The sequence below is a fragment of the Paenibacillus senegalensis JC66 genome (assembly GCF_000285515.1).
In the GTDB taxonomy this organism is placed as follows: Bacteria; Bacillota; Bacilli; order Paenibacillales; family NBRC-103111; genus Paenibacillus_L; species Paenibacillus_L senegalensis.
This window is the reverse complement of record NZ_HE610960.1, coordinates 453,974-477,039: the sequence shown is the minus strand read 5'-3', so window position 1 is coordinate 477,039 and position 23,066 is coordinate 453,974. Positions and strand designations below refer to the sequence as shown.

Annotated in this window: 24 protein-coding genes and 2 pseudogenes; 21 read left to right on the top strand and 5 right to left on the bottom strand. The window is 47.6% G+C overall.

Translation table 11 applies throughout. The features are described from left to right. Positions 1-438: 438 nt before the first annotated feature. The 4 genes from PSHG_RS30680 to PSHG_RS17845 form a co-directional block, all read right to left on the bottom strand. Complete coding sequence (locus tag PSHG_RS30680) at positions 439-735, bottom strand: hypothetical protein (RefSeq protein ID WP_148497765.1); 297 nt, start codon at positions 733-735, stop codon at positions 439-441. A 15-nt stretch (positions 736-750) separates the two neighbouring features. Beyond that, on the bottom strand, positions 751-1,626 hold the full coding sequence (locus tag PSHG_RS17855) for an ornithine carbamoyltransferase (RefSeq protein WP_010275620.1): 876 nt from the start codon (positions 1,624-1,626) through the stop codon (positions 751-753). A gap of 106 nt (positions 1,627-1,732) precedes the next feature. Further along, positions 1,733-1,915 carry a hypothetical protein gene (locus PSHG_RS17850; protein ID WP_010275617.1) on the bottom strand — a complete coding sequence of 61 codons (183 nt, stop codon included), beginning with the start codon at positions 1,913-1,915 and terminating at the stop codon, positions 1,733-1,735. Between the two features lie 49 nt (positions 1,916-1,964). Further along, positions 1,965-2,651 (bottom strand): TetR/AcrR family transcriptional regulator, encoded by a 687-nt coding sequence (locus PSHG_RS17845; protein WP_010275612.1) that lies wholly within the window; start codon positions 2,649-2,651, stop codon positions 1,965-1,967. A gap of 321 nt (positions 2,652-2,972) precedes the next feature. On the opposite strand from PSHG_RS17845, the gene PSHG_RS17840 reads away from it, so the two are divergent. The 17 genes and pseudogenes from PSHG_RS17840 (at position 2,973) to PSHG_RS30675 (ending at position 19,058) form a co-directional block, all read left to right on the top strand. Then, positions 2,973-3,815, top strand: a complete 843-nt coding sequence (locus tag PSHG_RS17840) for an NAD(P)H-binding protein (RefSeq protein WP_010275608.1) — start codon at positions 2,973-2,975, stop codon at positions 3,813-3,815. A gap of 128 nt (positions 3,816-3,943) precedes the next feature. After that, positions 3,944-4,441, top strand: a pseudogene (locus PSHG_RS28075) (ABC transporter permease); the annotation flags it as partial. Between the two features lie 37 nt (positions 4,442-4,478). Beyond that, positions 4,479-5,450, top strand: coding sequence for a helix-turn-helix transcriptional regulator (locus tag PSHG_RS17830; RefSeq protein ID WP_010275600.1), 972 nt, complete (start codon positions 4,479-4,481; stop codon positions 5,448-5,450). A gap of 626 nt (positions 5,451-6,076) precedes the next feature. Beyond that, positions 6,077-9,352: an FIMAH domain-containing protein gene (locus tag PSHG_RS17820; protein ID WP_042122328.1), complete on the top strand. Its 3,276-nt coding sequence runs from the start codon at positions 6,077-6,079 to the stop codon at positions 9,350-9,352. A gap of 136 nt (positions 9,353-9,488) precedes the next feature. Continuing rightward, positions 9,489-9,821, top strand: coding sequence for a hypothetical protein (locus PSHG_RS17815; protein ID WP_010275592.1), 333 nt, complete (start codon positions 9,489-9,491; stop codon positions 9,819-9,821). 275 nt (positions 9,822-10,096) lie between these two features. Next, positions 10,097-10,717, top strand: coding sequence for a TetR/AcrR family transcriptional regulator (locus PSHG_RS17810; RefSeq protein ID WP_010275588.1), 621 nt, complete (start codon positions 10,097-10,099; stop codon positions 10,715-10,717). 194 nt (positions 10,718-10,911) lie between these two features. Next, positions 10,912-11,766, top strand: a complete 855-nt coding sequence (locus PSHG_RS17805) for an ABC transporter ATP-binding protein (protein ID WP_010275584.1) — start codon at positions 10,912-10,914, stop codon at positions 11,764-11,766. A gap of 1 nt (position 11,767) precedes the next feature. Then, positions 11,768-12,478 (top strand): fluoroquinolone export ABC transporter permease subunit, encoded by a 711-nt coding sequence (locus PSHG_RS17800; RefSeq protein ID WP_042122203.1) that lies wholly within the window; start codon positions 11,768-11,770, stop codon positions 12,476-12,478. Further along, the gene (locus tag PSHG_RS28070) at positions 12,475-13,200 is read left to right on the top strand and encodes a hypothetical protein (protein WP_010275573.1); all 726 of its coding nucleotides are present in this window, start codon (positions 12,475-12,477) and stop codon (positions 13,198-13,200) included. Before PSHG_RS17800 ends, PSHG_RS28070 begins: the two co-directional genes overlap by 4 nt. Before the next feature lie 56 nt (positions 13,201-13,256). Next, complete coding sequence (locus tag PSHG_RS17790) at positions 13,257-13,742, top strand: hypothetical protein (RefSeq protein WP_010275569.1); 486 nt, start codon at positions 13,257-13,259, stop codon at positions 13,740-13,742. Positions 13,743-14,205: 463 nt separating this feature from the next. Then, a complete protein-coding gene (locus PSHG_RS17785) occupies positions 14,206-14,988 on the top strand; it encodes an ABC transporter ATP-binding protein (protein ID WP_010275565.1) in 783 nt (260 codons plus the stop codon). A gap of 100 nt (positions 14,989-15,088) precedes the next feature. Beyond that, positions 15,089-16,210 (top strand): ABC transporter substrate-binding protein, encoded by a 1,122-nt coding sequence (locus PSHG_RS28065; protein ID WP_010275561.1) that lies wholly within the window; start codon positions 15,089-15,091, stop codon positions 16,208-16,210. Further along, positions 16,197-16,730: pseudogene (locus tag PSHG_RS31570) on the top strand (iron chelate uptake ABC transporter family permease subunit); the annotation flags it as partial. The gene PSHG_RS28065 and the pseudogene PSHG_RS31570, both read left to right, overlap by 14 nt. After that, a complete protein-coding gene (locus PSHG_RS31225; RefSeq protein ID WP_235782079.1) occupies positions 16,678-17,385 on the top strand; it encodes a FecCD family ABC transporter permease in 708 nt (235 codons plus the stop codon). The pseudogene PSHG_RS31570 and the gene PSHG_RS31225, both read left to right, overlap by 53 nt. A 17-nt stretch (positions 17,386-17,402) precedes the next feature. Continuing rightward, positions 17,403-18,104 (top strand): class I SAM-dependent methyltransferase, encoded by a 702-nt coding sequence (locus PSHG_RS17770; protein ID WP_010275553.1) that lies wholly within the window; start codon positions 17,403-17,405, stop codon positions 18,102-18,104. Beyond that, positions 18,105-18,905 carry a hypothetical protein gene (locus PSHG_RS28055; protein ID WP_010275552.1) on the top strand — a complete coding sequence of 267 codons (801 nt, stop codon included), beginning with the start codon at positions 18,105-18,107 and terminating at the stop codon, positions 18,903-18,905. Positions 18,906-18,920: 15 nt separating this feature from the next. Further along, complete coding sequence (locus tag PSHG_RS30675) at positions 18,921-19,058, top strand: hypothetical protein (RefSeq protein ID WP_157213468.1); 138 nt, start codon at positions 18,921-18,923, stop codon at positions 19,056-19,058. 109 nt (positions 19,059-19,167) lie between these two features. On the opposite strand, the gene sufU is transcribed toward PSHG_RS30675, so the two are convergent. After that, positions 19,168-19,608, bottom strand: a complete 441-nt coding sequence (gene sufU / locus PSHG_RS17755; protein WP_010275550.1) for a Fe-S cluster assembly sulfur transfer protein SufU — start codon at positions 19,606-19,608, stop codon at positions 19,168-19,170. A gap of 240 nt (positions 19,609-19,848) precedes the next feature. Between sufU and PSHG_RS17750 the strand changes: the two genes are divergently transcribed. The 4 genes from PSHG_RS17750 to PSHG_RS17735 all read left to right on the top strand — a co-directional run bounded on the left by PSHG_RS17750 (position 19,849) and on the right by PSHG_RS17735 (position 23,047). Beyond that, positions 19,849-20,487 carry a TetR/AcrR family transcriptional regulator gene (locus tag PSHG_RS17750; protein ID WP_010275548.1) on the top strand — a complete coding sequence of 213 codons (639 nt, stop codon included), beginning with the start codon at positions 19,849-19,851 and terminating at the stop codon, positions 20,485-20,487. 95 nt (positions 20,488-20,582) lie between these two features. Further along, positions 20,583-21,338, top strand: coding sequence for an ABC transporter ATP-binding protein (locus PSHG_RS17745; RefSeq protein WP_010275547.1), 756 nt, complete (start codon positions 20,583-20,585; stop codon positions 21,336-21,338). After that, on the top strand, positions 21,316-22,023 hold the full coding sequence (locus PSHG_RS17740) for an ABC transporter permease (protein ID WP_010275546.1): 708 nt from the start codon (positions 21,316-21,318) through the stop codon (positions 22,021-22,023). Before PSHG_RS17745 ends, PSHG_RS17740 begins: the two co-directional genes overlap by 23 nt. Before the next feature lie 256 nt (positions 22,024-22,279). Further along, entirely contained in the window at positions 22,280-23,047 is a 768-nt protein-coding gene (locus tag PSHG_RS17735; protein WP_010275544.1) for a DUF4097 family beta strand repeat-containing protein, read from the top strand. Positions 23,048-23,066 lie beyond the last annotated feature (19 nt).

Sequence of the window (23,066 nt, the reverse complement as noted above, 5' to 3'; positions counted from 1 at the left end):
CTTCGACACAAGGGGGGGAATTCCTTACCACGATCCAAAAAATATCTCCCGTGAACGGGAGACCTAAGTAGTAACGATTTGTCATACAAATCTCGGGTAATTGCCCTTCAATCCCGGCATTTGTACGATTTGTCATACAAATCTTGGGTAATTGCCCTTCAATCCCCTGTATTTGTACGACGTTTCATACAAACCTCCGGTAATCGCACTTCAACCGCATGAATTTGTACGACATTTCGTACAAAACGCTGGCAACAAGCCCGCGAACCCCGCGAACCCCGCCAACCCTGGCTATTTTCATGCTGGAGTTGTGCCTGAGAATTCAATGGCATGACTGTTTTCGTTCAAAACTCAGCAGCAGTCCCTCGAACCACTGTCAAACTTGGAATTATCATACTAGTGTTGTTGCCAACAAATCATGTTTGTTTCGTTATAGAGTCAGTTGTCACTATTGTCACGCTGCATAGAAAAAAAGACCGTCTCCCGCATCAAATGTTCATTATGTGCTGACAGGCGATTTTTAACTATAGTAGTCGTAATGAGGTTGTAAACGGTCAGGTTACCAAAAGAAGGAAATGTTACCCGTACCACCGGCAAGCCGACCCGTGCCAACGAGTGCCGCCCGTACCACCTGCAAGCCGTGCCCGTGCCAACGAGTGCCGTCCGTACCACCGGCAAGCCGTGCCCGTGCCAACGAGTGCCGTTCATACCACCGGCAAGCCGTGCCCATGCCAACGAGTGTCGCCCGTACTAGTGAGCAAGACAATATAAAAGAATAGCTTGCTGGACATAGAGCAAATTCTTCTTGAAAGCATAGCCGGCAAAATAGTCCGAGGAGATTGCGTCTTCGCTTACTTCTTCCCCACGAAAAAACGGAGGGCAAGGGTTTAAAATGGAATGCTCTCTAGTCCGCCTCATTCTTTGCAGGGTAATTTGGTATTGGTCAATATACTTCTTGTTGCGTAACGGCTCGGGTAAAGCGTCTGTCAAAACGACATCACTCCGCATTAGAACATCCTCAAGTTCCGTATGAAAACGATAATGAGCGGAATCTTCGGCCAGTCTGTTTGCTAAGGACGATGTCGTAAACAACTCATAGCCGGCAGCACATACATGGTGAAATTCAAGCTTCAACACAGAGGCCGCGTCAGCCCAAGATCTGCAAATATTCCCGGCTGGACCCACGAAGGTATAGACAAGATTTTTATAGTTGTCTCTTAGGGCACGAATGGAATATAGATCCGATATAATCTCGCAAGGATGATTGTATGATGACATTGCATTCAGAACAGGGATGGGGGAATGGGCAGACAGTTCGCTAATCTTTGTAAAATCAGGGTGCCTAACAATGATGCCATCCGCCCAGTTGGCCAAGTAGGCCGCCACATCGGATAACTTCTCTCTTTTATCCAGAGATTCGGGAGGAAAGAGGATACATTCTCCGCCCAGTTCCCTGATCCCTTTTTCAAAGGTTGTTCTAGTTCTAAGGCTGGATTCGGGGAAAAACAAAATGAATGTCTTCCCAACCAAAGAATCATTGCGTCTTCCAGCTTTTAACTGATCGGTCAGGTGGAAAATTTCGTTTAGTTGTTGTGAGGACAGCTCTTTAATGTCCAAAAAATGCATATAAAGTCCTCCAAATACGTAAAGTCCTCCAATACGTAAAAGTCCTCCAAATACGTAAAGTCTCCCAAATACGTTTTCTATATGATTGCCAAGCGGAAGCTGTTCGCTAAATGAGCAGCTGCAGCCCGTTGCTCACGATAGTTGCCAAGCCGATGATGACTGCGATCAAACCGTAGCTGATCTTACGATGAACCTTTGTTTTTTTGTCATGCAGCACCCAAAGAATGCCGAGGAATATCAGCACTACACCAATTCCGAAACTAAGAACCTGAGAGATAGTTTCCAACATTTTACCAGCTCCCTATCTTTTATAATTATAACTTGCAAATCTTTATGATTCAGGACTTTTCTCCTCTGTTATTTCCGCACCACAAGTCCCCGTCCGGGTATAATTGCTGCAGTACATCGAGAATCGTCTGCAGAAGGTCATCGCTTAGTACGTCAAGTCCGTGGACTCGCATCGTTTTCTGTACAAATCTCAGTCGTGTTTCAAGCTTGGCAGGGGAGCCTGAAAACACACAAGGATCGCACCAAATGTTCAACAGCAGCAAAAACACCTCTGCCGCTTCATCGGGATATTCCGTTTGCAGGGAGCCATCCGCTATGCCTTCTTTGATCAGATCGGAGATTAACGCGGAATCCTGATTGACCAGCTCCTGCATGTAAGAAAGGACAAAATCCGGGCTTTTCATTCGGATAGCGGCAATGTGATCGAACTGATGGGAAGCATGAATAGTTAAGCTATTACGCAAGATCCCGATAATCTTCTCTTTTCCGGTAAGGGATGCCATTTCGGACAGCCACTCCTGGAATAGTGCCTCTTTGACCTTGGTTTGGTGCCTGGCAACCGCATCAATGATTTCTTCCTTGGAGGCAAAATGATGGTAAATCGCACCTTTGGAAATATCCGCCGCCTGCGCGATTTCCAGCATGCTGGTTTTGTCGAATCCTTTTTCCAGAAAAAGCCGGCCAGCAGCTTCAATGATTTTCTCTATCGTTTGTTGGGCGTTATAAGCTCGCGGCATGTTCTTCCTCCGTTAATAAAATTTTTGGCATGGGTTGCACATTTTGCAGCAGGTAGGCTGCTGGTTTAAAACGTGCTAAGTCCAATAAGGATGTTACTTTTAAGCATAGTGATTTATTTTTAGAAACCGACCGGACGGTTTTTTAAAACTATAGATTACACTTGGAAAATTGTCAATAAGAACTAGCTTGAAAAAATAAATGAAACTTTTTTAATTATGACACCAATGATGTCAGAATTAATCATTTAGACTATTTACAGATGCAAGAAAACAACATGAAGTAAAATCAATAAAGGAAAACGGAGAGGAGCCATCAAGCTAATGATTGAGAGGCTGGGAAGACAAATGACGATTCTCGTAACGGGGGCTACAGGAACAGTAGGAAGACATGTTGTTGAACAGTTGAATACGAAAGGGGTAACGGTAAGAGCCCTGTCACGCAATCCGGAAAAGGCTAATCTGCCTGAAGGAGTCGAGGTCGTGGCCGGCGATCTCACTAAGCCCGAGTCGCTGCGGTACGCACTTGAAGGGATCAACGGTCTTTACTTGATCTTGTCGAGTGACCAGGGGGACTCGCTGCAGACCGAGCCTCGAATGATCGGCATGGCGAAGGAAGCCGGTGTACAACGAATAGTCGTTTTGATGGATTACGAGGGCAATCCGGTGGAAAATGCCGTGCGCGATAGCGGGATGGAATGGACGCTGTTAAAGCCAGTGGAGTTTATGGGCAATGTCCTTGACGATTGGCAGGCCTCGATCCGCGAGGGGGGAGTTGTCCGCTCCCCTTTTGCCAACGCACGGAGTGCCAGAGTTCATGAGGCGGATATTGCTGCAGCAGCAGTTGCAGCTTTGACGGAAGAAGGACACGCCGGGCAAAGCTATATTTTAACCGGACCGGAAGTGAAGTCGCGTGCCGAGGTTGTCCAGCAAATCGCGGATGCCATCGGCAGGGACATCGAGTTTGTCGAATTATCGGAAGAAGAGGCAAGACAAGAGTGGAGAGAGCAGGGATACGAGGAAGGGGATATTGATTTCTTCATCGAGATGGGCAAAAATCCGCCTGAAATAGGACATACGGTCGTTCCTACTGTAGAACAAGTAACAGGTAAACCAGCCCGGACCTTTGCTCAATGGCTTGAGGAGAACAAGCAGTATTTTCTATGAGGCTGGAGCTTGGGATCGCTTGAACAGGAGGAAACAAATGGAATACGCAATTGAGGTTCAGGATTTGAGGAAGTCTTTTCAGAGCAATGCCGCCATAAAAGGGCTCTGCCTCCGCAGGCGTTTACCATCGGTTTCGGACGATGCCTTTTTGGCAGCCCTCCTCCATTGTTGGCCCTGTTATTACCGATGGCTTGCGCTATACGACCGCTCTGCTTGCTATATTGGGAACCGGTCTGTTAATTGGCTTTCGCCCGGATGGCGGTGCGGGGGGAGCCGCTTTCGCCCTTTTATTTTCGATTGGTTTTGCCTTTAGCGTCAGCTGGGTATTCGCGCTAATCGGAGTACTGGCCAAACGCCCTGAGGCCGTTTCGGGTACGAGCATGATCTTCGTGTACCCGTTATTGTTTGCAAGCAACATATTAGTAGATACATCAACGATGCCGAGGTGGATGCAGCTGCTGGTGGACCTGAACCCGATCAGTATTGCCACAAGCACGGTTCGGGAGCTCGCTTACGGGTCGGCCGATGCAGTTATTGTAGCGAAGGGGATTGGCATCTGTTTGCTTATTATAGTTATTTTTGTTCCTATGACGATGTACTTTTATTTGAACAGGAATAACAGGTAAGGTAAACTAAACAGACTCATGAAGGGAGGGGTGCAGCTTGAAGCTGATTCGGGCATTGGGGATTACCATGGAGCTGTTATCCAAAAGAAGAGTAACGGCCGCTGAATTAGCTGAACGGTTTGAAGTCTCCACCAGGACGATCTACCGGGATATTGAGTTAATCAATCAAGCGGGCATTCCCATTACTTCCTATACGGGTACCGTTGGCGGCTTTGAGGTGATGGAGGGCTTTTACCTGACAAAGCAGCACTTCTCCCTGGATGATCTGTCGGTGATTTACAATCTGTTAAAAGGAATGGAAGGAGCGATAGGCGCCAAGACGGCGTCCATTCTGGGCAAGCTGTCCAGCCTGCAGCCTGCCCTGCTCCAGGCTCGCAATGCGGCTAAGATTATTTTCGAGATGAGCGCTTCCGGGTCGGAAAAAGATCTGGTTCAAGTTCTCCTTCAAGCAATCGAGGACAAGAGGGTAGTGTCATTTTTTTATACCAGCTCTATGGGCAGCCATAGTGAGCGGAGCGTTGAGCCGGGAGAACTGCTATGGTCACATGGGAAGTGGTATTTGAAGGGGTACTGCCTGCTGCGCCAGGACAACCGGATGTTCCGCTTATCCCGGCTATCTTCGCTTAAGATAACCGAACATCCTTTTCGGCAAAGGGAGGACGTTCCGGAGTCTGATCCGGATTCTACTCGGGAGTCAGATTCGGAGTCAGATTTGGAGTCAGATTCGGTGGAAGTCAATCACGGAATGCAGGCCCACTTGCGTTTTGATTTGGCAGCCCGGCACCGTGTGATGGAGCAGTTTGGTGAAGCTTGCGTTTGTACGCAGGATCATATAGATGTGCACACCGTGTTCTATCAGCCGAGCTACGCCGTATCGGTTGTTTTGAGTTATGGTGCGGAAGTGACGGTGATATCCCCGGAGGAGCTGAAGCAGAGCGTACTGCAAACAATAGCTGAGATACAACAGCGATATGTGCAGCGGGAAAGCCAGCCTGATTTGCGAAATTGAAGGATGAGAGCTTGATGCAGGTGATTTGGCATTGACTTGAACGGCCGCGGAGGGAAGAATTCCCCTGATGAAACGGAGGTCGGTCATGAGGTCTGCAAAACCTTAGGGTGCAGCAAGCAAGAAGATGTCCAGCGGGGTTTTCACACGGTAAGCATCTTAAGCTAACGCTCGCCCTGGCTCTTATTGGTGTCCCCTAGCCTTGAAACTGCTCTCTTTAGCAAAATAGGGACGATGGCAAGCGCTACAATTTCCAACCCCCTGATTTTGCTCAAATAAGGACAACGGCGAGCGTTAGAATCCGAATGGGGAAAAGTCCGCAAACGAATAAGCCATAGAATGAACCATTTCGGCAATTGCTAGCCGAAATGTTATTTGTGTGTCTTGTGAAAGAATGATTGATTGTCTGAGATAACCCGCATAGCTATAGTAAACTTGACAAAGCCCTGACATGGACTTGGACCTGCCGCCTGACATGGACTTACATGGACTTACATGGACTTGTGTTAGCAGCTAGAGAATTTGGAGCGGCCAGCCAGTGGGCTTTGGGAACGACCAGCAAGAACAAATACTAGTAAAGCGGAGGGACAAGGATGATCAAAAAGATCAGAAGGATCAGAAGGATCAGGATGAGCAAGTTGCTGACGCTGATGTTAAGTATCGTTCTATCGGTTTCCATTTTACCAATGTCCATTTCAGCTGCGGAGGCTGAGCCTGCCGTACTCCCGGCATTTCCGGGTGCGGAGGGCTTCGGATATGCCGCGACAGGCGGAAGAGGAGGCGAGGTTTACCATGTCAACAGTTATGAGCTTACCGGACCTGGTACGTTTCATGACGCGCTCACTACGACTGGAGACATTCCGCGGACTATTGTGTTTGACATCTCAGGCGAAATCACCATTCCCCAGATTGTGGTGAGGGGCAAATCCAATATTACGATAGCGGGCCAGACCGCTCCAGGGGACGGGGTTACGATTAAAGGAAACAACGTCCGGTTTATCGATTGCGAGGATATTATTATAAGGTATTTGCGCTTCCGCATGGGGGATCAGAGCTTTAATGACGACTCCATGTATTTCGAGGACAGCCGCAACGTGATCATCGATCATTCTTCCTTTTCGTGGGGGACCGATGAGGTGCTATCGATCCTGAGCAAGGATTATAACAACCCCAGATCGAAAAATATTACCGTCCAATGGTCGATTATGTCGGAAGGGCTTCTCACCCACTCCATGGGCGGGTTGATAGAGATGAACACCATTACCATGCATCATAATCTCTATGCCCACAACAACGACCGGAATCCCAAAACGAAAGGACAAATCGATTTTGTCAACAATATCATTTATAACTGGGGGCAGTACCCTTATGTAGCCGGCGGCGAATCCGGTACGAAAGGCTACGGGAATGTCGTAGGAAATTACTTCATTGCCGGTCAGAACTCGGCCAACCCTCATTATGCGGTAGTCCGCGGAAATGAGAACTACAGCCTGTATCTGCACAATAACCGGATTGACAGCAACAAGAACGGAATCTTGGACGGAACGGACACCGGTCCCGGGATGATGGAACAGGAAAGGCCGAGTGTGCTCGTGCCGGAGCGGTTTAACTATCCTCTGGTTCATACGCAGGATCCGGAAACAGCATATGAATATGTGCTGGATTACTCCGGCGCATCTTTGGTTCGGGATGCGGTGGACAAGCGGATTGTTAGTAACGTCAGAAATCAGACGGGCGCGATCATCGGCCATGAGGATGATGTGGGAGGATTCCCCGAGCTCAGGCGGGAAACGGCTCCAGTGGACACGGACCGCGATGGAATGCCGGATGAGTGGGAGCTCGTCAACGGCCTGGATCCGAACGATCCGGAAGACCGAAACGGAGATTTTAATGGAGACGGCTATACGAATCTTGAGAAATATTTGAATGAATTGGCAGCGCCTGGTTTTCCTCAAGACTATCCGATGGAGCCGCCTGCTTGGCCAGGGCCGCCGTTTACTCCGCCGATAGAGCCAGAGCCGGAACGTCCGGCGCCGGAGCCTAAACCCAGTATGGACGGAAACGATATCAGGAATGTGGTTATTAACGATAACAGCAGCAATGGAGCGCAAAATGCCGCCTTATGGACAGTCGAAGACAACCTCCGGCCGGGAGATCTGGTTGCCGGGGACAGACTTACCGGGAGCAAGGTCTATCGTTTCGTTACGATACCTGAGGATTTGCAGGGCATGGAATGGATTCGTTCCGCTGTAGCTTCCAGAAGCGCTACTAACAGCAATCTGCTGTCTTTCTATTTGGCTGCTGATGCAGAGGTGTATGTAGCCCATGATTCAAGAATAACGGCCAAGCCGGAATGGTTAACCTCTTATGAGGATACGGGTGAGTTGATTGCAGACGATCAGCCTGTACAGTTCAAGCTGTACAAGAAAAGCTATCAGGCCGGTTCACATGTCGTAATGGGAGCGAACAACAGTACGTCCCGTATGAACTACTTCGTTATCCTCAAACCGACTGCTCCGGAAGCCGTCCCTCCTGATGCAGCTCCGTCAGGGCTGGCAGGTGATTGGAATGAAGAAGCGGGGGCGGTTTCGCTCGAATGGTCGCCGGTTAACGGGGCGGAGTCCTATCTGATCTACCGCTCCTCATCGAAGGATAACCTGTTCAGAGCGGCGGCAAGCTCGACAGTGCCAGCTTATGAGGATACGGACGTGGAGCAGGGGGTCACCTATACCTATCAGGTGTCCGCCTTGAATAGCGGAGGCGAGTCACCGCAATCCGCTCCGGCCGAAGTTGTTACCTTTGATCCTGCACAGCCTGCTCCTTCAGCGCCGACAGGCCTGCAGGTGTCTGCCGCCAGAAGCCTGAGCGTTGATCTTGAGTGGACGCCGGTAGAGGGCGCGGTCAGCTACAGTCTGTACAGAGCATCCGTAACGGATAGTACCTACAATGGTACCTACGATAGTACCTACAAGAAGATCGGCTATTCGATGACAGCAAAATTCACTGATAAGTCGGTAGAGCCTTCCTCCTCCTATATCTATAAGGTTACCGCGACAGGAGCCGGGGGCGAATCGGAGCGTTCGGCAGGCGTATCCACTACGACCATGCCGCCCGTTGCCTTTCCGCAAGTGCCGGATGGCCTGTATGCCGGGGAAGTTACTACTTCGTCATTTGAGATTCATTGGAATCCTGTGGAGGAAGCCGAGAGCTACAACGTATATAGAAAAGCGGACGGAGACAATGCGTTTGCCAGAATTTCCAGTACAGCGTCACCGTCGTTTTTGGACGAGACCATTAGTGTGGGTCAAACCGGCTACAGCTACAAAGTCACAGCAGTGAACGAAATGGGAGAATCAGCCCAATCGGCAGAGCTGGCCGTGGCCATGCCGCTTCCCGCCGCACCAACCGAACTAACCGTCGGGCTGGTGGGAGAAACGTTCGTCGGATTAATTTGGACCTCCCAAGGGGGAGAGAACCAGGTCAATATTTACCGGGAAGCTGGAGGAGAAGTACGTCTGGTGGGTAGTGCCAAAGTTAACACCTACTACGACCGCACTGTAGAACCGGACGTGGAGTACACCTATTACATTAAAGCCCAGAATGCGAGCGGGGAATCGGAGATCTCCAATTCCGTGAAAGTCACACCTGGATGGCTGACTGTATTGGAGAATTCAATGGAGCAATATACCAGAAGCGGGGATTTAACTGGCCCTGCGGCAGCGCAGCTGTCCAACACCTTAAGACAGGCGAAGCATCACTACTCCAAAGGCTCGATTGCACAGGCCGTCCGCTTCATGGAAAAGTATGCGGATCAATTAGACAGAGTCAAGCCGGAACATCTATCGATAGAAGCAAAATTCCAACTGTCCCAGTATGCTCAGTTGCTCCTTGAGCGATGGAAGTAAAGGAAGCAGCCCGGCCGAATTTCGGAACAATATGCGATAATATTCGATACGGTATACTATAGGCTGTGATGGGAAAAGCGCCGCATATAAAGGTGAAGTATACAACCAGTTAACGGAAGGCCAGAAGGCTGCATTTATGTTCAAAATCATGTTTGATCACGCCAAATCGCTTGAAGAGTTTTACTGGTATGCTTTATTTTATATATCTGACTTGAAGGCTATGCCGGAGATGAAGAATAGAGCCAGGCTAACTGGAGACAGGAAACTACTGCAGGTTTACGAGAAATTGGAACGTGTCTTAGAGAAAAGGAACGTTGAAGAGCATGGGAATTGGAAGGTAGTCTTGGATGATACTGAGCAATTAGAGCAGATAAGCAGGGTGTATCATCAATATATAGAAGTAACACAAGAATCGATAAAATTATTAGGCAGTCATATTCGACAAAATCCATACGAATATATACAATGAAGATGGATCAGTATGATACGAATAGGGCTGTCCGAAAAGTGGTCGTTCAGCCCGTATAACTAAAATAAGCAAACCCCAAGAATGCTGTATTTCAACATTCATTGGGGTTTTAATTTTGCCGCTATTTACTTGGAAACGCCCCTTCTTGACAGCCTCATATAATAAAAAAGACGAATTGGGATTCATATTGACAGGAGGAAAGGGAATAGTCTATTATTACGTATGAATAAAAAATGAAATAATTCATATAATCATAAATTGGAGTGAAAGCATTTATGGCCAGAAAGTTTAGTGATCACGAGAAGGAGAGGATTCGCGGGCGGCTAATGGAAGCGGGGAAGCAATGCTTTGGCTTGTATGGGTTGAAGAAAACCAGCATCGAGCAGTTGACCAAGGCGGCGGGAATTGCGCAGGGGACGTTCTACTTGTTTTTCCCGTCCAAGGAGGAGCTGTACTTCGAGCTGTTGGAGCTGGAGGAGGAGAGAGTTCGCCAGCAGCTTCTTGAGGAAACGGAGGAATCCGGCAGGAGGATGGACAAGGAAACACTGGTCCGCTTCCTGCGGAAATCCGTGTCGGTGATGGGGGAAAATCCGTTTTTTCGCCAGTTATATGAGGATGATGTCATGGAGCAATTGGTACGGAAGCTGCCTGCCGAGAAGCTTGCCGCTCATTTTGACAAGGATGCGGACATTGCTATGCCATTTGTCCGCCGCTGGCAGGAGGAGGGCTGGCTGACCACTCAACGTCCGGAAATTATCGTTAGCCTGATTCGCTCGCTTGTTCTGTTGACCCTGCAAAAACGGTTGATCGGGGAAGAGGTATTCGATGAGACGATGGAATTGCTCATTCAACTGATAGCGCAAGGGTGGACCGCCGAAGCCCGGGGCCAAAGCTGAAGCCTGCAACAGTCAGGTGTCACTGGGTGGGGCATCCAGGGATCGGGACACTTCCGGCGGAACGATAATGGCAGGCTTCAACCAGGATGGATGTCCGTTTCGGTATCGATCTGGTATAAGGCCGATGCGGCCCGGAAGTAGTACGGCCTGACGGAATAAGAGAAGCCATGAAGCGATTAAGGGGGGAATGATTCGTGATTGAGGTTAGCGGGTTGACTTATACCTACCCGGGTGCTCAGGCCCAGACGATCAAAGGGATCGATTTTCATATTGCTCAGGGGGAAATCTTCGGATTCCTTGGCCCTTCTGGAGCGGGCAAGAGCACCATTCAGAAGGTGCTGATCGGAGTATTGAAGCAATATGGAGGAAACGTTCAAGTAATGGGCCGGGAGCTGAGCGGCGCGAAGGCGGACTATTTCGAACAGATCGGGGTGGCCTTTGAATTTCCTAATTTTTATTCCAGGTTTACCGCCTTGGAGAATCTGAGCTTTTTCCGTTCTCTGTATTCGTGCAAAACAGAGGAGCCCAAGAAACTTTTGGCGAGGGTAGGATTAGAGGAATATGCCGGCGAGAAGGTGTCCGGCTTTTCCAAAGGAATGAAGATGAGGCTGAACCTGTGCCGGGCTCTGCTGAACCGGCCGGAGCTGCTGTTCCTGGATGAACCGACCTCCGGACTGGACCCGGTTAACGCGAAGCTGGTAAAGGATCTGATCCTGGAGCAAAAGGCGGAAGGCAGGACCGTTCTGCTGACGACGCATAACATGAGCGCGGCCGAGGAGCTCTGCGACCGGGTAGCTTTTATTGTAGACGGACAGGTTTCGCTCATCGATTCACCGCGGGAGCTGATGATAGAACGGGGGGCGAAGAAGCTAGTGGTGGAATACAGGGAAGGCCAAGATCGCAAAACAGAGGAATTCTCTCTCGCCAGACTCGGGTGCAATGAGCGGTTTCTGGAGATTATCCGGGAGAAGCCCATCGAGACAATGCATAGTCAGGAATCGACTTTGGAGCGCATCTTTATCGATGTCACAGGAAGGAAGCTGGATTAATATGCGAAGAATGCTCGCCGCTTGGGGACATGATATCCATTTTCAGATTCGCCAAGGCTTCTATTTGGCTTATATGCTCATCACCGTAATGTACTGTCTGCTGCTATCCCTCGTTCCGTCAGGCGCAAGAGCCGATGTCTCTGTGCTCATCGTTTTTTCCGATCCAAGCGCCCTCGGCTTTTTCTTTATCGGCGGGATTGTGCTGCTGGAGAAGGGGCTGAACATTTACGATAACCTGTTCGTCACTCCTCTGCAGGTCAGAGAATATATGGCGGCCAAGACATTATCTCTCGCCATGCTGTCTACGTTAAGCGCAACCGCCGTTCATCTGTCGGCCTTCGGGTGGGAAGGCCTTAGCCTGCTGTTTGTGACGGGAGTATTTCTGACTTCGGCTTTCTTCACTTTGCTCGGATTAGGCCTCGCTGTCCGTTGCGAGACGTTGAACGGTTTTTTCCTCGTGTCTCCGCTGTACTCGATCATCTACTATGTTCCTGTTTTAGGATATTTGGAGCTTTATAAGTCCCCCTTCTATTATTTATTGCCTACTCAAGGGACTTTGCTGCTGCTGGCTTCCCCGTTTCATTCACTGACCATGTGGGAGCTGCTGTATGGGCATGCGGTACTCGCGATCGGCATCGTTTTGGCGTATTTATGGGCTAAACGCTCCTTCATCAACCATATCGTCCTGAAAATAGGGGGAAGAGGCCAATGAATAAATATGTTTCCCTGTCCGCCGCAGATGCAAAAAATATTGCCCGCGATCCGATGCTGCTTCTGGCCATCTTTGGTCCGCTTACACTCGCTGTCGTCATCCGTTACGGAATGAGAATCTTGGCCGAGTGGCTGCACCGGACCATGGCCTTCGACCTGACGGTCTATTATGATCTGATTCTGATCGAAGCACTCCTGCTTATACCGCTAATGCTGGGAGTGATCGCCGGATTTCTGATGCTGGATGAGAGAGACGAGAATCTGATTGCTTACTTCGCCGTGACGCCGCTGACCAAATCGGGGTATTTGCTTTACCGGCTGAGCTCCCCCGTGCTGCTTTCTGCTGTTTATACGGTTTTTTTCGTATATTTTACCGATCTGGTGCGCGTTCCTGTGACCACTCTTCTTCCGTTAACGCTGCTGCTTGCCCTGCAGGCTCCGGTCGTTGCTCTGCTTCTCGTAGCTTTTGCAGCGAACAAGGTGGAGGGGATGGCATTGTCCAAAGGAGCTGGCATAACGATGGCCGCCCCCTTGGCTATCTATTTTGCCCCCGAACCCTGGTCCTGGCTGGCTTCGGTTCTGCCGACCTTCTGGATAGCCAAAGCCTATTGGGCCGGAATGGATGCTTGGAGCGGCGCGTTCTTTATTTATTCGGCCGCTTTCGCGATTTATTTCCTATTGGCAGTTTGGCTCTATCGCTGTTATGAGCAGAGAAACGATTAATCCCTCCGTTTAAGTACAATAGCGTTATTAGAAATCGGCCTGACAAAGGAGAACTAATGAGGAAATATTTCATAATTATTTTACTTGTAGTAAATATAGGTGCTGTAAGTATTCTGATTTACCAACATCATAGGCTAAACGAAGTTATATCAGATATGGGATTTAGAATGGTATCAAGTAATCTCGTTCAGCTTGAAGGTGCCATTATGTATCAAATGCAAAATAATTGGAGCGAGCCTGATCATGTAATCGAGAAAGTAGAAGATGTTATAGAAGGATTGGATATGACAAGAAGAGCAGCTGATCGTGTCAATAAATTGTCAAAAGAGGATAATGAAGTACTTAGTAGATTGATTCGTTACTTCGAGACGTTTCCAGCCTATTCAGGTTTTCCAAATCATTCAATGGATGAAGAAGAAATTACAGCTTTTGAAAAATTACGGGAGAATCTCAGGGAAGCCGGTTGGGGAATGAATATGAGTTATACGAGCGGATGGAATGAGCTAATAGAAAAAGCATATAAGTTAACGGGTAGGCAATGATCTCCAACTGCAGGTAACAGCAATTTATGAATTGACAGCTAGAAGGTTCGTTGCTAAACTATCTTAAGCGTAAATATTACAATTAAGATAGATTGCGATCCGTTTTTGATTTGCTCATTATAGTAATAATTACTATTTGGAATGGGGGTTTTGTGTATATTCCGAAAAAGCTGAATGGATTTCTACAACTATCAACAATAACCAAAATGAGGCGCGATTACCCGAGATTGCTCATCATGCGGGGAGTTATATTTTCACAGAAAAAAATCGTCAAATACGGGATTCGCGGTCCGCGGTCCTGTTATTTGCTCAATTCTCAGCTGTATAAATCGTAAATTTTACATATAGGATTGATAAAAAAACGTCTGCCTACTGATAAAACGGATAAAAACGGCTAGCTGCTAACGTGAGGCGGGGCTTTTTATGAGCCTTGCAAAGTTTGTGCATTTGGAGGCGAAGAAGCATGGGGATTACCGTTGCAGGCTTGACTTTTGATTACAAACAAAAGCAGGTGCTGAAAGACATTGGCTTTACGTTGAATGATGGTGAAATGCTTGGTCTGCTCGGACCTAATGGTGCGGGCAAATCTACGCTGTTGAAATGCCTGAACCGGATACTTACGGCCACTGCCGGTGTGGTTCGCATAGACGGCAAGGATATAGCTGGCTTGAAGCAGAGAGAGCTTGCGCGACACCTGGGATATGTTCCGCAAAGCACGCATGCGGGCTTTCCTCTCAGCGTGTTTGATGCCGTGCTGATCGGCCGGACTCCCTACGTTCATTTTAAAATCACTGAAAAAGATAGGGAAATCGCGATGCGTATGCTCGCTTTGCTGGACCTGGAACCTATGGCTTTCCGGAAGTTCAATGAGCTGAGCGGGGGAGAACGCCAACGGGTTTTTATCGCTCGGGCGCTGGCTCAAGAGCCGAGGGTTATTTTACTCGATGAGCCGACCAGCTACCTCGATTTGAAGCATCAGCTGGAGACGCTTGCCCGTATTCGGGAAATTGTTAAACATAAGCGAATCTGCGCCATCATGGCGATTCATGACCTGAACCTGGCTTACCGCTACTGCGATCAGGTGGTCCTGCTCAAAGACGGCCGCATCTGCAGCCATGGAAAACCGGGGGAAGCCTTGACGGAGGAGCAAGTTTCCCATGTGTACGGGGTGGAGGCCAATATTTTCAACGGCGATGGCATTCCTTACATTGTGGCATCGGAAGCGAGGCAGCAAGTTGCAAATTAGACATTCAAGTCGCAAACAGTCATTCATTTCACAAACTAGACACTCACAGTATTCAAGTCACAAACTAGACACTCATTTCAGGAGAAGAGGATGAAGGAAAATGAATCAAACATTTAGATTGCTGGTGTTTGTAATTTGCATGTTGGCGATCATTGCTGCCGGATGCGGGCAGACAGGCGGGGATTCCGCGCCCCGGAATGCAGACGTACCCTTGACGGAGACGGAGACGGATTCTCCCGAAACCTTGACCATTGTCGATGAGATGGGACGAGAGGTGGAGATCGCACTGCCGGTAAAACGAGTGGCAGTATTCAACACCTACAATGTGGAATTCGTTCGCGCGGTGGGCGGTATCGCATCCATCGTCGGGATGGATGCGGGCGCGTACGGATATAAGGAGTATTGGCCGGGGTTTGATGACAAGAACCTTATTGGCAAAGGGCAATCGGAGCCCAACTACGAAATGCTAGTGCAAGTCAAGCCGGACGTTGTGATCATTCCGCGAAATGGCCTGTGGGAGGAAACGATAGAAAAAATGAAGCCATTCGACATTCCTGTAGTCGTCATGACAGGCTGGGATGTAAGCAAGCATGTTGAGAACATCACGATGCTCGGCTTGCTGCTCGATCAGAAGGAAAGAGCACAGGAGCTTAACGACTTCTATCTCAATTATATGAATTTGATCCAATCGCGGCTGGAGGGTGTCCCCCGGAAGTATGTCTACGTTGAAAACAAGGCCGACTATATGTCTCCCGTTCCCGGCTCTGGCCATCACGATGTCATTGAAAACGCAGGAGGCATCAATATTTTCGAGGATATTGTATATGCTGAGCAGCCTACTTCCAAAGGAACGGTGCATTCTTTCGAAATCGATCCGGAGCGCATTCTCTCGAAAAATCCTGATATGATTGTCAAGTTTGTGAGCGGCTCCTATATCCCGCCGGAACCGGAAGAGATGCAAAATCAGCTTGATGAGTTACTGAAACGTCCGGGCTGGGAGCAATTGACCGCTGTTCAAAACCAAAATGTACACATAAGCTCCGAATTTGCGACAGGCGGCAGCTCTAAATTAATTGGAACCGTTTATTATGCCAAGTGGCTGCATCCTGAGCTTTTTCCCGATTTGGATCCGGAGGCGGTGTACAGGGAATGGATCGAGCATTTCCAGCAAGTGCCGTTTAAGCCGGGGGGCTATTATTCTATGACGGATGTTGTGGAATAGGAGGCTCATTATGTCGGTTCTACCTAACAGCAAGGAAGCAGATGCTTTAACAGCCTTGCATGAATCCTATCAGAAGCAAAGTTTCTGGAAATGGCTCATGCTTGGCGCCGGATTCATCCTGTTAATGATTCTTATGCTCGCAGCCGTCACCCTAGGATCGGCAGAACTTACCGTATCGACCGTCTTTCGCGCAATAGCGGGCAAGCTCCTGCCCTTTCTTCCGCTTACTGCAGCTAGTGAGCTGGAAAGCCAGGTCATATGGAACCTGCGGCTGCCGCGGATTGTCATGGCTGTAGCGGCCGGGGCAGGTCTAGCTGTTTCTGGCGTCATCATGCAGGGCATTCTGCGAAATCCTTTGGTAAGCCCCTTCACGCTAGGGATCTCATCAGCAGCGGCTTTCGGCGCCTCCATAGCTATTATTTTCGGGGTAGGGTTCGCGGGAACGGGCTCGATTATTATCGTCGGCAATGCTTTCGTATTCGCTTTGCTCTGTGCATTTCTTGTGTTCGGGATGTCGTGGCATCGTCGGCAATGCTTTCGTATTCGCTTTGCTCTGTGCATTTCTTGTGTTCGGGATGTCGTGGCTGCGTGGAATGACGCCGGAGACGATGATATTGACAGGCATCGCGCTGATGTATTTGTTCAGTGCGATGACAGCAACATTGCAGTTTACTGCTACAGAGGAGCAGCTGGCTGCGGTCGTGCAATGGACGTTTGGCACGCTCAACGGCGCGTCATGGAGCAAGATCGGGATTGTGGCAGCGGTCCTGCTCGTAGCGATGCCTGTTTTTTTGCGGTTTGCCTGGCCGCTCAATGCCATGGCCTCGGGAGGGGAGGAGGTGGCCAAAGGGCTCGGCATTGAGACAAGCCGGGTGCGCATTTGGTCCAGCCTGTTGTCTGTGCTCGTTGCAGCTGCGATTATTAGCTTCACCGGCGTGATTGGCTTCGTCGGACTTGTAGCTCCGCATATTGCCAGACTCGTAATCGGTGGTGATCACCGGTATTTAATTCCTTATTCTGCGTTATTTGGCGCAATTCTGCTGCTGAGTGCGGATACGATCGGCAGAAGCTTGCTCTCGCCGGCGGTCATCCCTGTCGGCATTGTAGTCTCTTACTTAGGTGTGCCGCTGTTCATCCAATTGATTTTGACTCGGCGCAAAGAATACTTTCAATAATAGGCAGGTGAGCAAAGATGTTACGACCCTCCGAATTATGGATACTGGCCTGGGAGCAGTCCCGCGACAATAATCCACGGACTACCGATGATGCTGTGGAAGAACAGTTTTGGCGGGAGCGTGCGGCAGGATTCGACGAGCAGCATCCGCTTGCACCGCTAGTTGATGAGTTGATGAGCAGTGTGTGCGCATCCCTGCAACGGGACGACCACCTGCTTGAAATCGGTTCAGGAACAGGAGGCTTTACCCGCTTGCTGGCACCACACGTCGGAGCCTTGACGGTCGTTGAGCCTTCTGCTTCCATGGCAGAGGTGTTTCGCAAAAACTGGGAGCGGACCGGCTTCCGGTCACCCGTCGTGATTCAAGAAAAATGGGAGAATACCCCGGAAATCCAGGCAGATGTTCTGTTTGGAGCCAATGCATTTTATAGGATCCGGGATATGAAGAAAGCTCTTCTCCAGATGAACGCTGCCGCCAAACGACACGTATTCCTCCTACAGTCGGTCGGCAAGCCGAATACGAAACAGGTCCAGGTGTCGGTCAGGGGCAAGCATTATGAATGGGAGCGGGCTGTGCTCATGTCCGGCATATTGTTCGAGCTGGGCATCCTGCATCAATACCGCAGTTTTCAGGTTAAGCGTTTGAATGGAACGATTCATGAGGTTGCTTTGATCGATTGGGAAAAGACAAGCGGAATAAAAGGGGAGGGAGGAGAATAGATGGTAGGAGACCAGCTGGACTTTGACTATTTGCAAGCCAGATACCGGATTACTCTTCGGGATGTGGAAAATACTTTGTTCACCGCAACGTTAAAGGATTTGCTCGATCAGCGGCATATGGAGCGATTTGTCCATTTCTTCGTGCCGCTTTGGAAGGCTAAAGGACCGATTGTCGCGGCTGCTTACTTGGGGAGCTGGCTCGGCACCCTATGTTCGGCAATGCAGGAAAGCATGTCGCGATATGACGCCATCCCGGTTATGACGCTGGAACGCCTGACCTTGCAAGTGTACGAGGAGGATGGGAGGCGAAGATGTGCTTTCCGTCTTGCCGATTCCACTATGGATGAGGCTCCTTCCAAAGAACGTGCCATATGGCGGAATATCCGGCTGGAATCGTTCTATGGCGAGCTCATCAAGCCGCTGCTGCAGTCAGCTGCTCATGCCACCGGTGCCCCTTTGCGAGATTTGTGGGGGCAATTTGTAACCCGGATGTACAATGAGCAGGAGCGATGGCTGCGGGAAACGGAATCCGAGCAGCGCAAGGAACTGATCCGGGATGACTTTGAGGCGCTGCGAATCGGATTGCAGCCATCGGTCTTCGGTATCCCGAAAAATCCGTTCAACGTAAAGATCCGCTGGATCGATAGTCCGCATGTTCAGGGAGAATCGATCCGGATGCGCAGCTCGTGCTGCCATGCCTATTACACGGAGACGGATCATGGATATTGCTACAGCTGCCCCCGAATGCGCGAGGAAGAACGTGAGGTGAAAAAGCGGGCCATGCTGGCTGCAAATGGTTGAGGAGGGGTTCATTCCATGATGGTTCAACGGCGGCTTCTTGATTTGACCGAAGGCATCCGGGCGGCTTTGTTCTGGAGAATTCGGCGAAGATCGATTACGTTTTTGCCGGGAATGCTGGGTTCTGAGCCATTGCCCAGGATGTATGGACGGTGAAGGTTTCCCCTTCCTAGAGTCGAACTTTAAGTACAAGGCTCAAGTTCTAAGTACAAGGCTCAAGTTCTAAGTATAAGGCTTAAGCTCATAAGGCTCGAGGAACTCATGATTAAGATTGTGGGCCTCTCTCCATGCTGAGCGCTTTGCGTAATGCGTTCCAGCCCATTAACGCACAGTTATGCCGTGCTTTTAACGAATGGACTCCTGCTAATGAAAGACATTCTTCCAAAGCTTCTTCATCCGGGTGAGCTCCATCCTTTACCATGGCTGTAAATTGCTCGATCAGGCGGCTTGCTTCCCCCAAAGCTCTGCCTTTTACAGCTGTGGTCATCATCGAACAGGAAGCCATACTAATAGAACAGCCTTCGCCTTCAAATTTGATATTACGAATCCGTTCCTCTTCAACATTTATATACAGCACCATGGCATCGCCGCATGTCGGATTTTTATAGGGCAAGCTAATGGATGCTTCGTTGCTCAGCTTGCCTTGATTTCTTGGACGCTTGTAATGGTCGATAACCAGCTGTCGATAAAGGTCGTCCAGTTTCATTTGCGATCCCTCCTTTTTTACGTAATAATTACAATTAAGGATCAACCCCCATTTTACTACAGATAGGAAGCAGGGTAAATGCTTCACCCCACCCTTTTTCGATGAACATCGAAAAAGGGCAGGGACTATTTCTGCATTGCAAATTCCATCTGTCCGATTCGATATGGAGGAGCTATTGACATACAGAGCGTGACAAAATAAAATACATACATACGAATGTATGTATGTAGAGGTGATAAATTGGCACGCAATAAATACCCCGAAATCACGGTAAAGAGAATATTAGATGCTGCTACTAGACTATTCCAGGAAAAAGGATGGGATCAGACAACAATCCAAGACATTATTGATGAACTGGGCGATTTAACTAGAGGCGCGTTTTACCATCATTTTAAATCTAAAGAAGATATAATAGATGCCGTTCTTAAGCGCTTAGCTTTAGAAAATAATCCTTTTGAGCAAGTTGAGAAAATGGATGGATTGAATGGTTTAATGAAATTAAAAACAGCGATTCAGCTTTCTTTTACTAACAATCACGGACAATTTAATGCGCTCAAGTCAATTCCATCTATTTTAAAAAGTCCTACGCTTATTGCCAATCAATTATTGGAATGTATCCGAATAGGAGCGCCAAGTATTCAATCTGTTATTGAAGAAGGGGTGAAGGATGGTTCCATTTCGGTTCATTATCCTAAACAAACGGCTGAAACTTTTGTGATCCTATCGAATATATGGCTTAGCCCCATTATTTTCACGGTAAGTACGGAAGAATATATGCAAAAGGTAAAACATTTGCAACAGTTATATAACGGTATCGGACTGCCAATTATTGATGACCAAATCCTGATTTCTTTTGAAAATTTTCACAGAAATCTTTAAGTTAAATAGACTGTCGTAAGGCAGTTTATTTTTTCGGAATTAAACATACATATATATGTATGTAAAATAAATCGTTCTGGAGGAGGAGACAAATCATGACAACGGAATTTGCTGTAAAAGCGACTGGCTTAGTCAAAACATTTGCCGGCCAAGAAGTTATTAAAAATTGTCAAATGGCGGTTCGCAAAGGAACAATCTATGGATTTTTAGGGGCTAACGGTTCAGGGAAGACAACTGTATTTAAACTGCTGCTAGGCTTATTAAAACCTGATGCCGGGACAATAGAAATTCTGGGAAAGAACAGTTCCATTAATAGAAACAAGATTCTAAAAAGCATAGGCAGCATTATTGAAACGCCTCTGTTTTATGAGCATTTGTCTGCAAACGAAAATTTAGCGCTTCATCTTGCTTATATGGGTGCAGGAAGCGCCGACATTGAAAAGACGTTAGAAATGGTTGGGCTTAAAAGCGCGGGAAATCTGCCGGTATCTAAATTCTCCCTAGGCATGAGACAGCGCCTCGGAATTGCAAGGGCGATTATTCACAACCCTCATCTATTGGTTCTGGATGAGCCAGTCAATGGCTTAGATCCGATGGGCATACGTGAAATGAGGGAGCTTTTTCTTCACCTTGTAAAAGACCGGAATATGACCATAGTAATTTCCAGCCATATATTGAGTGAGATTGAACATATTGCAGATGCCATTGGAGTTATTGTAAATGGACGAATCGTAGAGGAAGCAGCCTTATCCTCCATCAAAGACCGTTTCTCAGACGGATTAGAAGATTTTTTCTTCAATATTATGAGCGGGAATGGAGGCGGGATAAATGCTGGAATTAATGAAGCTTGAGCTCAGAAAAATAAATATTCGCACATACATCCATTCAACTTTCATTATCTTTATTGCCTTATTGGGATTTATTTATCTGCTTGCTTATATCCCGCGAGTGAATCCCAGTGACCCCAATCTAGAGCTATTTGGTACTTATAAAAATATCGTTTCCTTATTCGGAGCTCTGAGCATGGCTGTTTTTTGTGTATCGGCTTCTGTCATGTATTCCCGATTTGTCATTGAAGAATATACAGGAAAGCGCGTCATCCTTCTCTTTACCTATCCAACAAGCAGAGAGAAAATGTTCTTTTCAAAAATGATGATTGTTACCTTGTTTACTATCCTCTCTATGCTGCTTTGTACTATCTTGATTTATTTAATTTTTGGGTTAAGTGAAACGTTCTTTCCTTTAGTAAAGGATACGATTACCTATGACGTTATATCCAAAGCGATTACAACAACAATGATTATGACAGGATTGGCTGCAGGATTAAGCATTATTTCCGTGACAATCGGATTTATTCGGAAATCTACCCCGGCAGCTATTGTATCGGCGATCTTGCTTTGCTCCATGGTAACCCATATTTCATCTGGAACATTAAACTCCAATACTGCTGCAATTATATTTATGGCCATAACGATACTGGCTGCAATTTATGCTGTAAAAATGATCTTGAAAAAAATTAACGGCATGGAGGTTTAACCGGGATGGAGCGAACAATAGATCAAGCGGTCAACCATTTCTTGCAGGGCTTGCACCTCAGCTTGTAATCGGAAACGTTATTTTAGGAGTCATTTTATTGTTAGCTGGGATCCTTGTAATGGTCAAGAAATCTTCAAATAAGAAATGGAAAACGATCGGTTTGATTTGGGTTGGAGTTGGAGTAGTTTCCGTTAGTTATGGTGCGATACGGATGGGGATATGTTCATATCTATAGCAGAGATGAGGGGAAGGTATTATGAAAGGGAACAACTCTCAAAATGATTTTATTTATGAGGAAGGCTTAAAGGACGTTACCAAGATAATCATTGATGGTGATATTGCCGATATTCATCTGGTTGGCGTTAGTTCTAAATCGGGTATTCAGTATAATGGAAAAAAATTGGGCTTAGGAAATCCTGCAGTCGATATTGGTTATAAAGGCGATCAAGCATGGATTAAGGTGAGAGAAAGAGCTTTATTAAGGAGTATTAATCCATTTAAGCTAAGTAGAGGACGTTTGGTAATAAGCGTTCCATTCGAATTTATGGAGCTTGTTCAAATAAAAACAGGTCTTGGGAAAATCGATGTTAAGTATGCCAATCCAATAAAAGAGCTAATCTTAAAATCGGATTTAGGTATAATTAATGTGGATTCCTTCACAGGTGCATGTTTGCACGCAAGTACGAATGTCGGAACAATCAATTTAGGAAAGATTGATGGAAGCGTTCATATAACTAGCTCAGTAGGCAGGGTAAACATCGCGGACCTTTCTATGAAGGGAAAGAACATTATTAAAACGAAAAACAGCAGCATAATAGTAGGAGTTCCTAATGAGAATCTTAATGAGGTAGGTCTGAATATCTCAACTAAAATCGGAAGAATAATATCGAAAAACAATAGATTGGCAGGGGAGAATATTTACTTTGCTGAAGCTTTTCCTCCAGGGAGGAAAGTCATAAATAGATACAAAGGAAATAAGGAATTAACTATAACTTCTGCTGTAGGGAATATAAGGTTTTATTAAAGGGTACCGTCACTTATAA

What these genes read in the sequence shown, in the direction of transcription:
- PSHG_RS17820 (WP_042122328.1), top strand. Translation starts at nt 6,077, where the DNA reads ATGAGCAAGTTGCTGACGCTGATGTTAAGTATCGTTCTATCGGTTTCC.
- PSHG_RS17845 (WP_010275612.1), bottom strand. Translation starts at nt 2,651, where the DNA reads ATGCCGCGAGCTTATAACGCCCAACAAACGATAGAGAAAATCATTGAA.
- PSHG_RS17850 (WP_010275617.1), bottom strand. Translation starts at nt 1,915, where the DNA reads ATGTTGGAAACTATCTCTCAGGTTCTTAGTTTCGGAATTGGTGTAGTG.
- PSHG_RS17735 (WP_010275544.1), top strand. Translation starts at nt 22,280, where the DNA reads ATGAAAGGGAACAACTCTCAAAATGATTTTATTTATGAGGAAGGCTTA.
- PSHG_RS17770 (WP_010275553.1), top strand. Translation starts at nt 17,403, where the DNA reads ATGTTACGACCCTCCGAATTATGGATACTGGCCTGGGAGCAGTCCCGC.
- PSHG_RS17785 (WP_010275565.1), top strand. Translation starts at nt 14,206, where the DNA reads ATGGGGATTACCGTTGCAGGCTTGACTTTTGATTACAAACAAAAGCAG.
- sufU (WP_010275550.1), bottom strand. Translation starts at nt 19,608, where the DNA reads ATGAAACTGGACGACCTTTATCGACAGCTGGTTATCGACCATTACAAG.
- PSHG_RS17840 (WP_010275608.1), top strand. Translation starts at nt 2,973, where the DNA reads ATGATTGAGAGGCTGGGAAGACAAATGACGATTCTCGTAACGGGGGCT.
- PSHG_RS28070 (WP_010275573.1), top strand. Translation starts at nt 12,475, where the DNA reads ATGAATAAATATGTTTCCCTGTCCGCCGCAGATGCAAAAAATATTGCC.
- PSHG_RS31225 (WP_235782079.1), top strand. Translation starts at nt 16,678, where the DNA reads ATGCTTTCGTATTCGCTTTGCTCTGTGCATTTCTTGTGTTCGGGATGT.
- PSHG_RS30675 (WP_157213468.1), top strand. Translation starts at nt 18,921, where the DNA reads ATGATGGTTCAACGGCGGCTTCTTGATTTGACCGAAGGCATCCGGGCG.
- PSHG_RS17740 (WP_010275546.1), top strand. Translation starts at nt 21,316, where the DNA reads ATGCTGGAATTAATGAAGCTTGAGCTCAGAAAAATAAATATTCGCACA.
- PSHG_RS28065 (WP_010275561.1), top strand. Translation starts at nt 15,089, where the DNA reads ATGAATCAAACATTTAGATTGCTGGTGTTTGTAATTTGCATGTTGGCG.
- PSHG_RS28055 (WP_010275552.1), top strand. Translation starts at nt 18,105, where the DNA reads ATGGTAGGAGACCAGCTGGACTTTGACTATTTGCAAGCCAGATACCGG.
- PSHG_RS17855 (WP_010275620.1), bottom strand. Translation starts at nt 1,626, where the DNA reads ATGCATTTTTTGGACATTAAAGAGCTGTCCTCACAACAACTAAACGAA.
- PSHG_RS17815 (WP_010275592.1), top strand. Translation starts at nt 9,489, where the DNA reads ATGTTCAAAATCATGTTTGATCACGCCAAATCGCTTGAAGAGTTTTAC.
- PSHG_RS17800 (WP_042122203.1), top strand. Translation starts at nt 11,768, where the DNA reads ATGCGAAGAATGCTCGCCGCTTGGGGACATGATATCCATTTTCAGATT.
- PSHG_RS17745 (WP_010275547.1), top strand. Translation starts at nt 20,583, where the DNA reads ATGACAACGGAATTTGCTGTAAAAGCGACTGGCTTAGTCAAAACATTT.
- PSHG_RS17810 (WP_010275588.1), top strand. Translation starts at nt 10,097, where the DNA reads ATGGCCAGAAAGTTTAGTGATCACGAGAAGGAGAGGATTCGCGGGCGG.
- PSHG_RS17790 (WP_010275569.1), top strand. Translation starts at nt 13,257, where the DNA reads ATGAGGAAATATTTCATAATTATTTTACTTGTAGTAAATATAGGTGCT.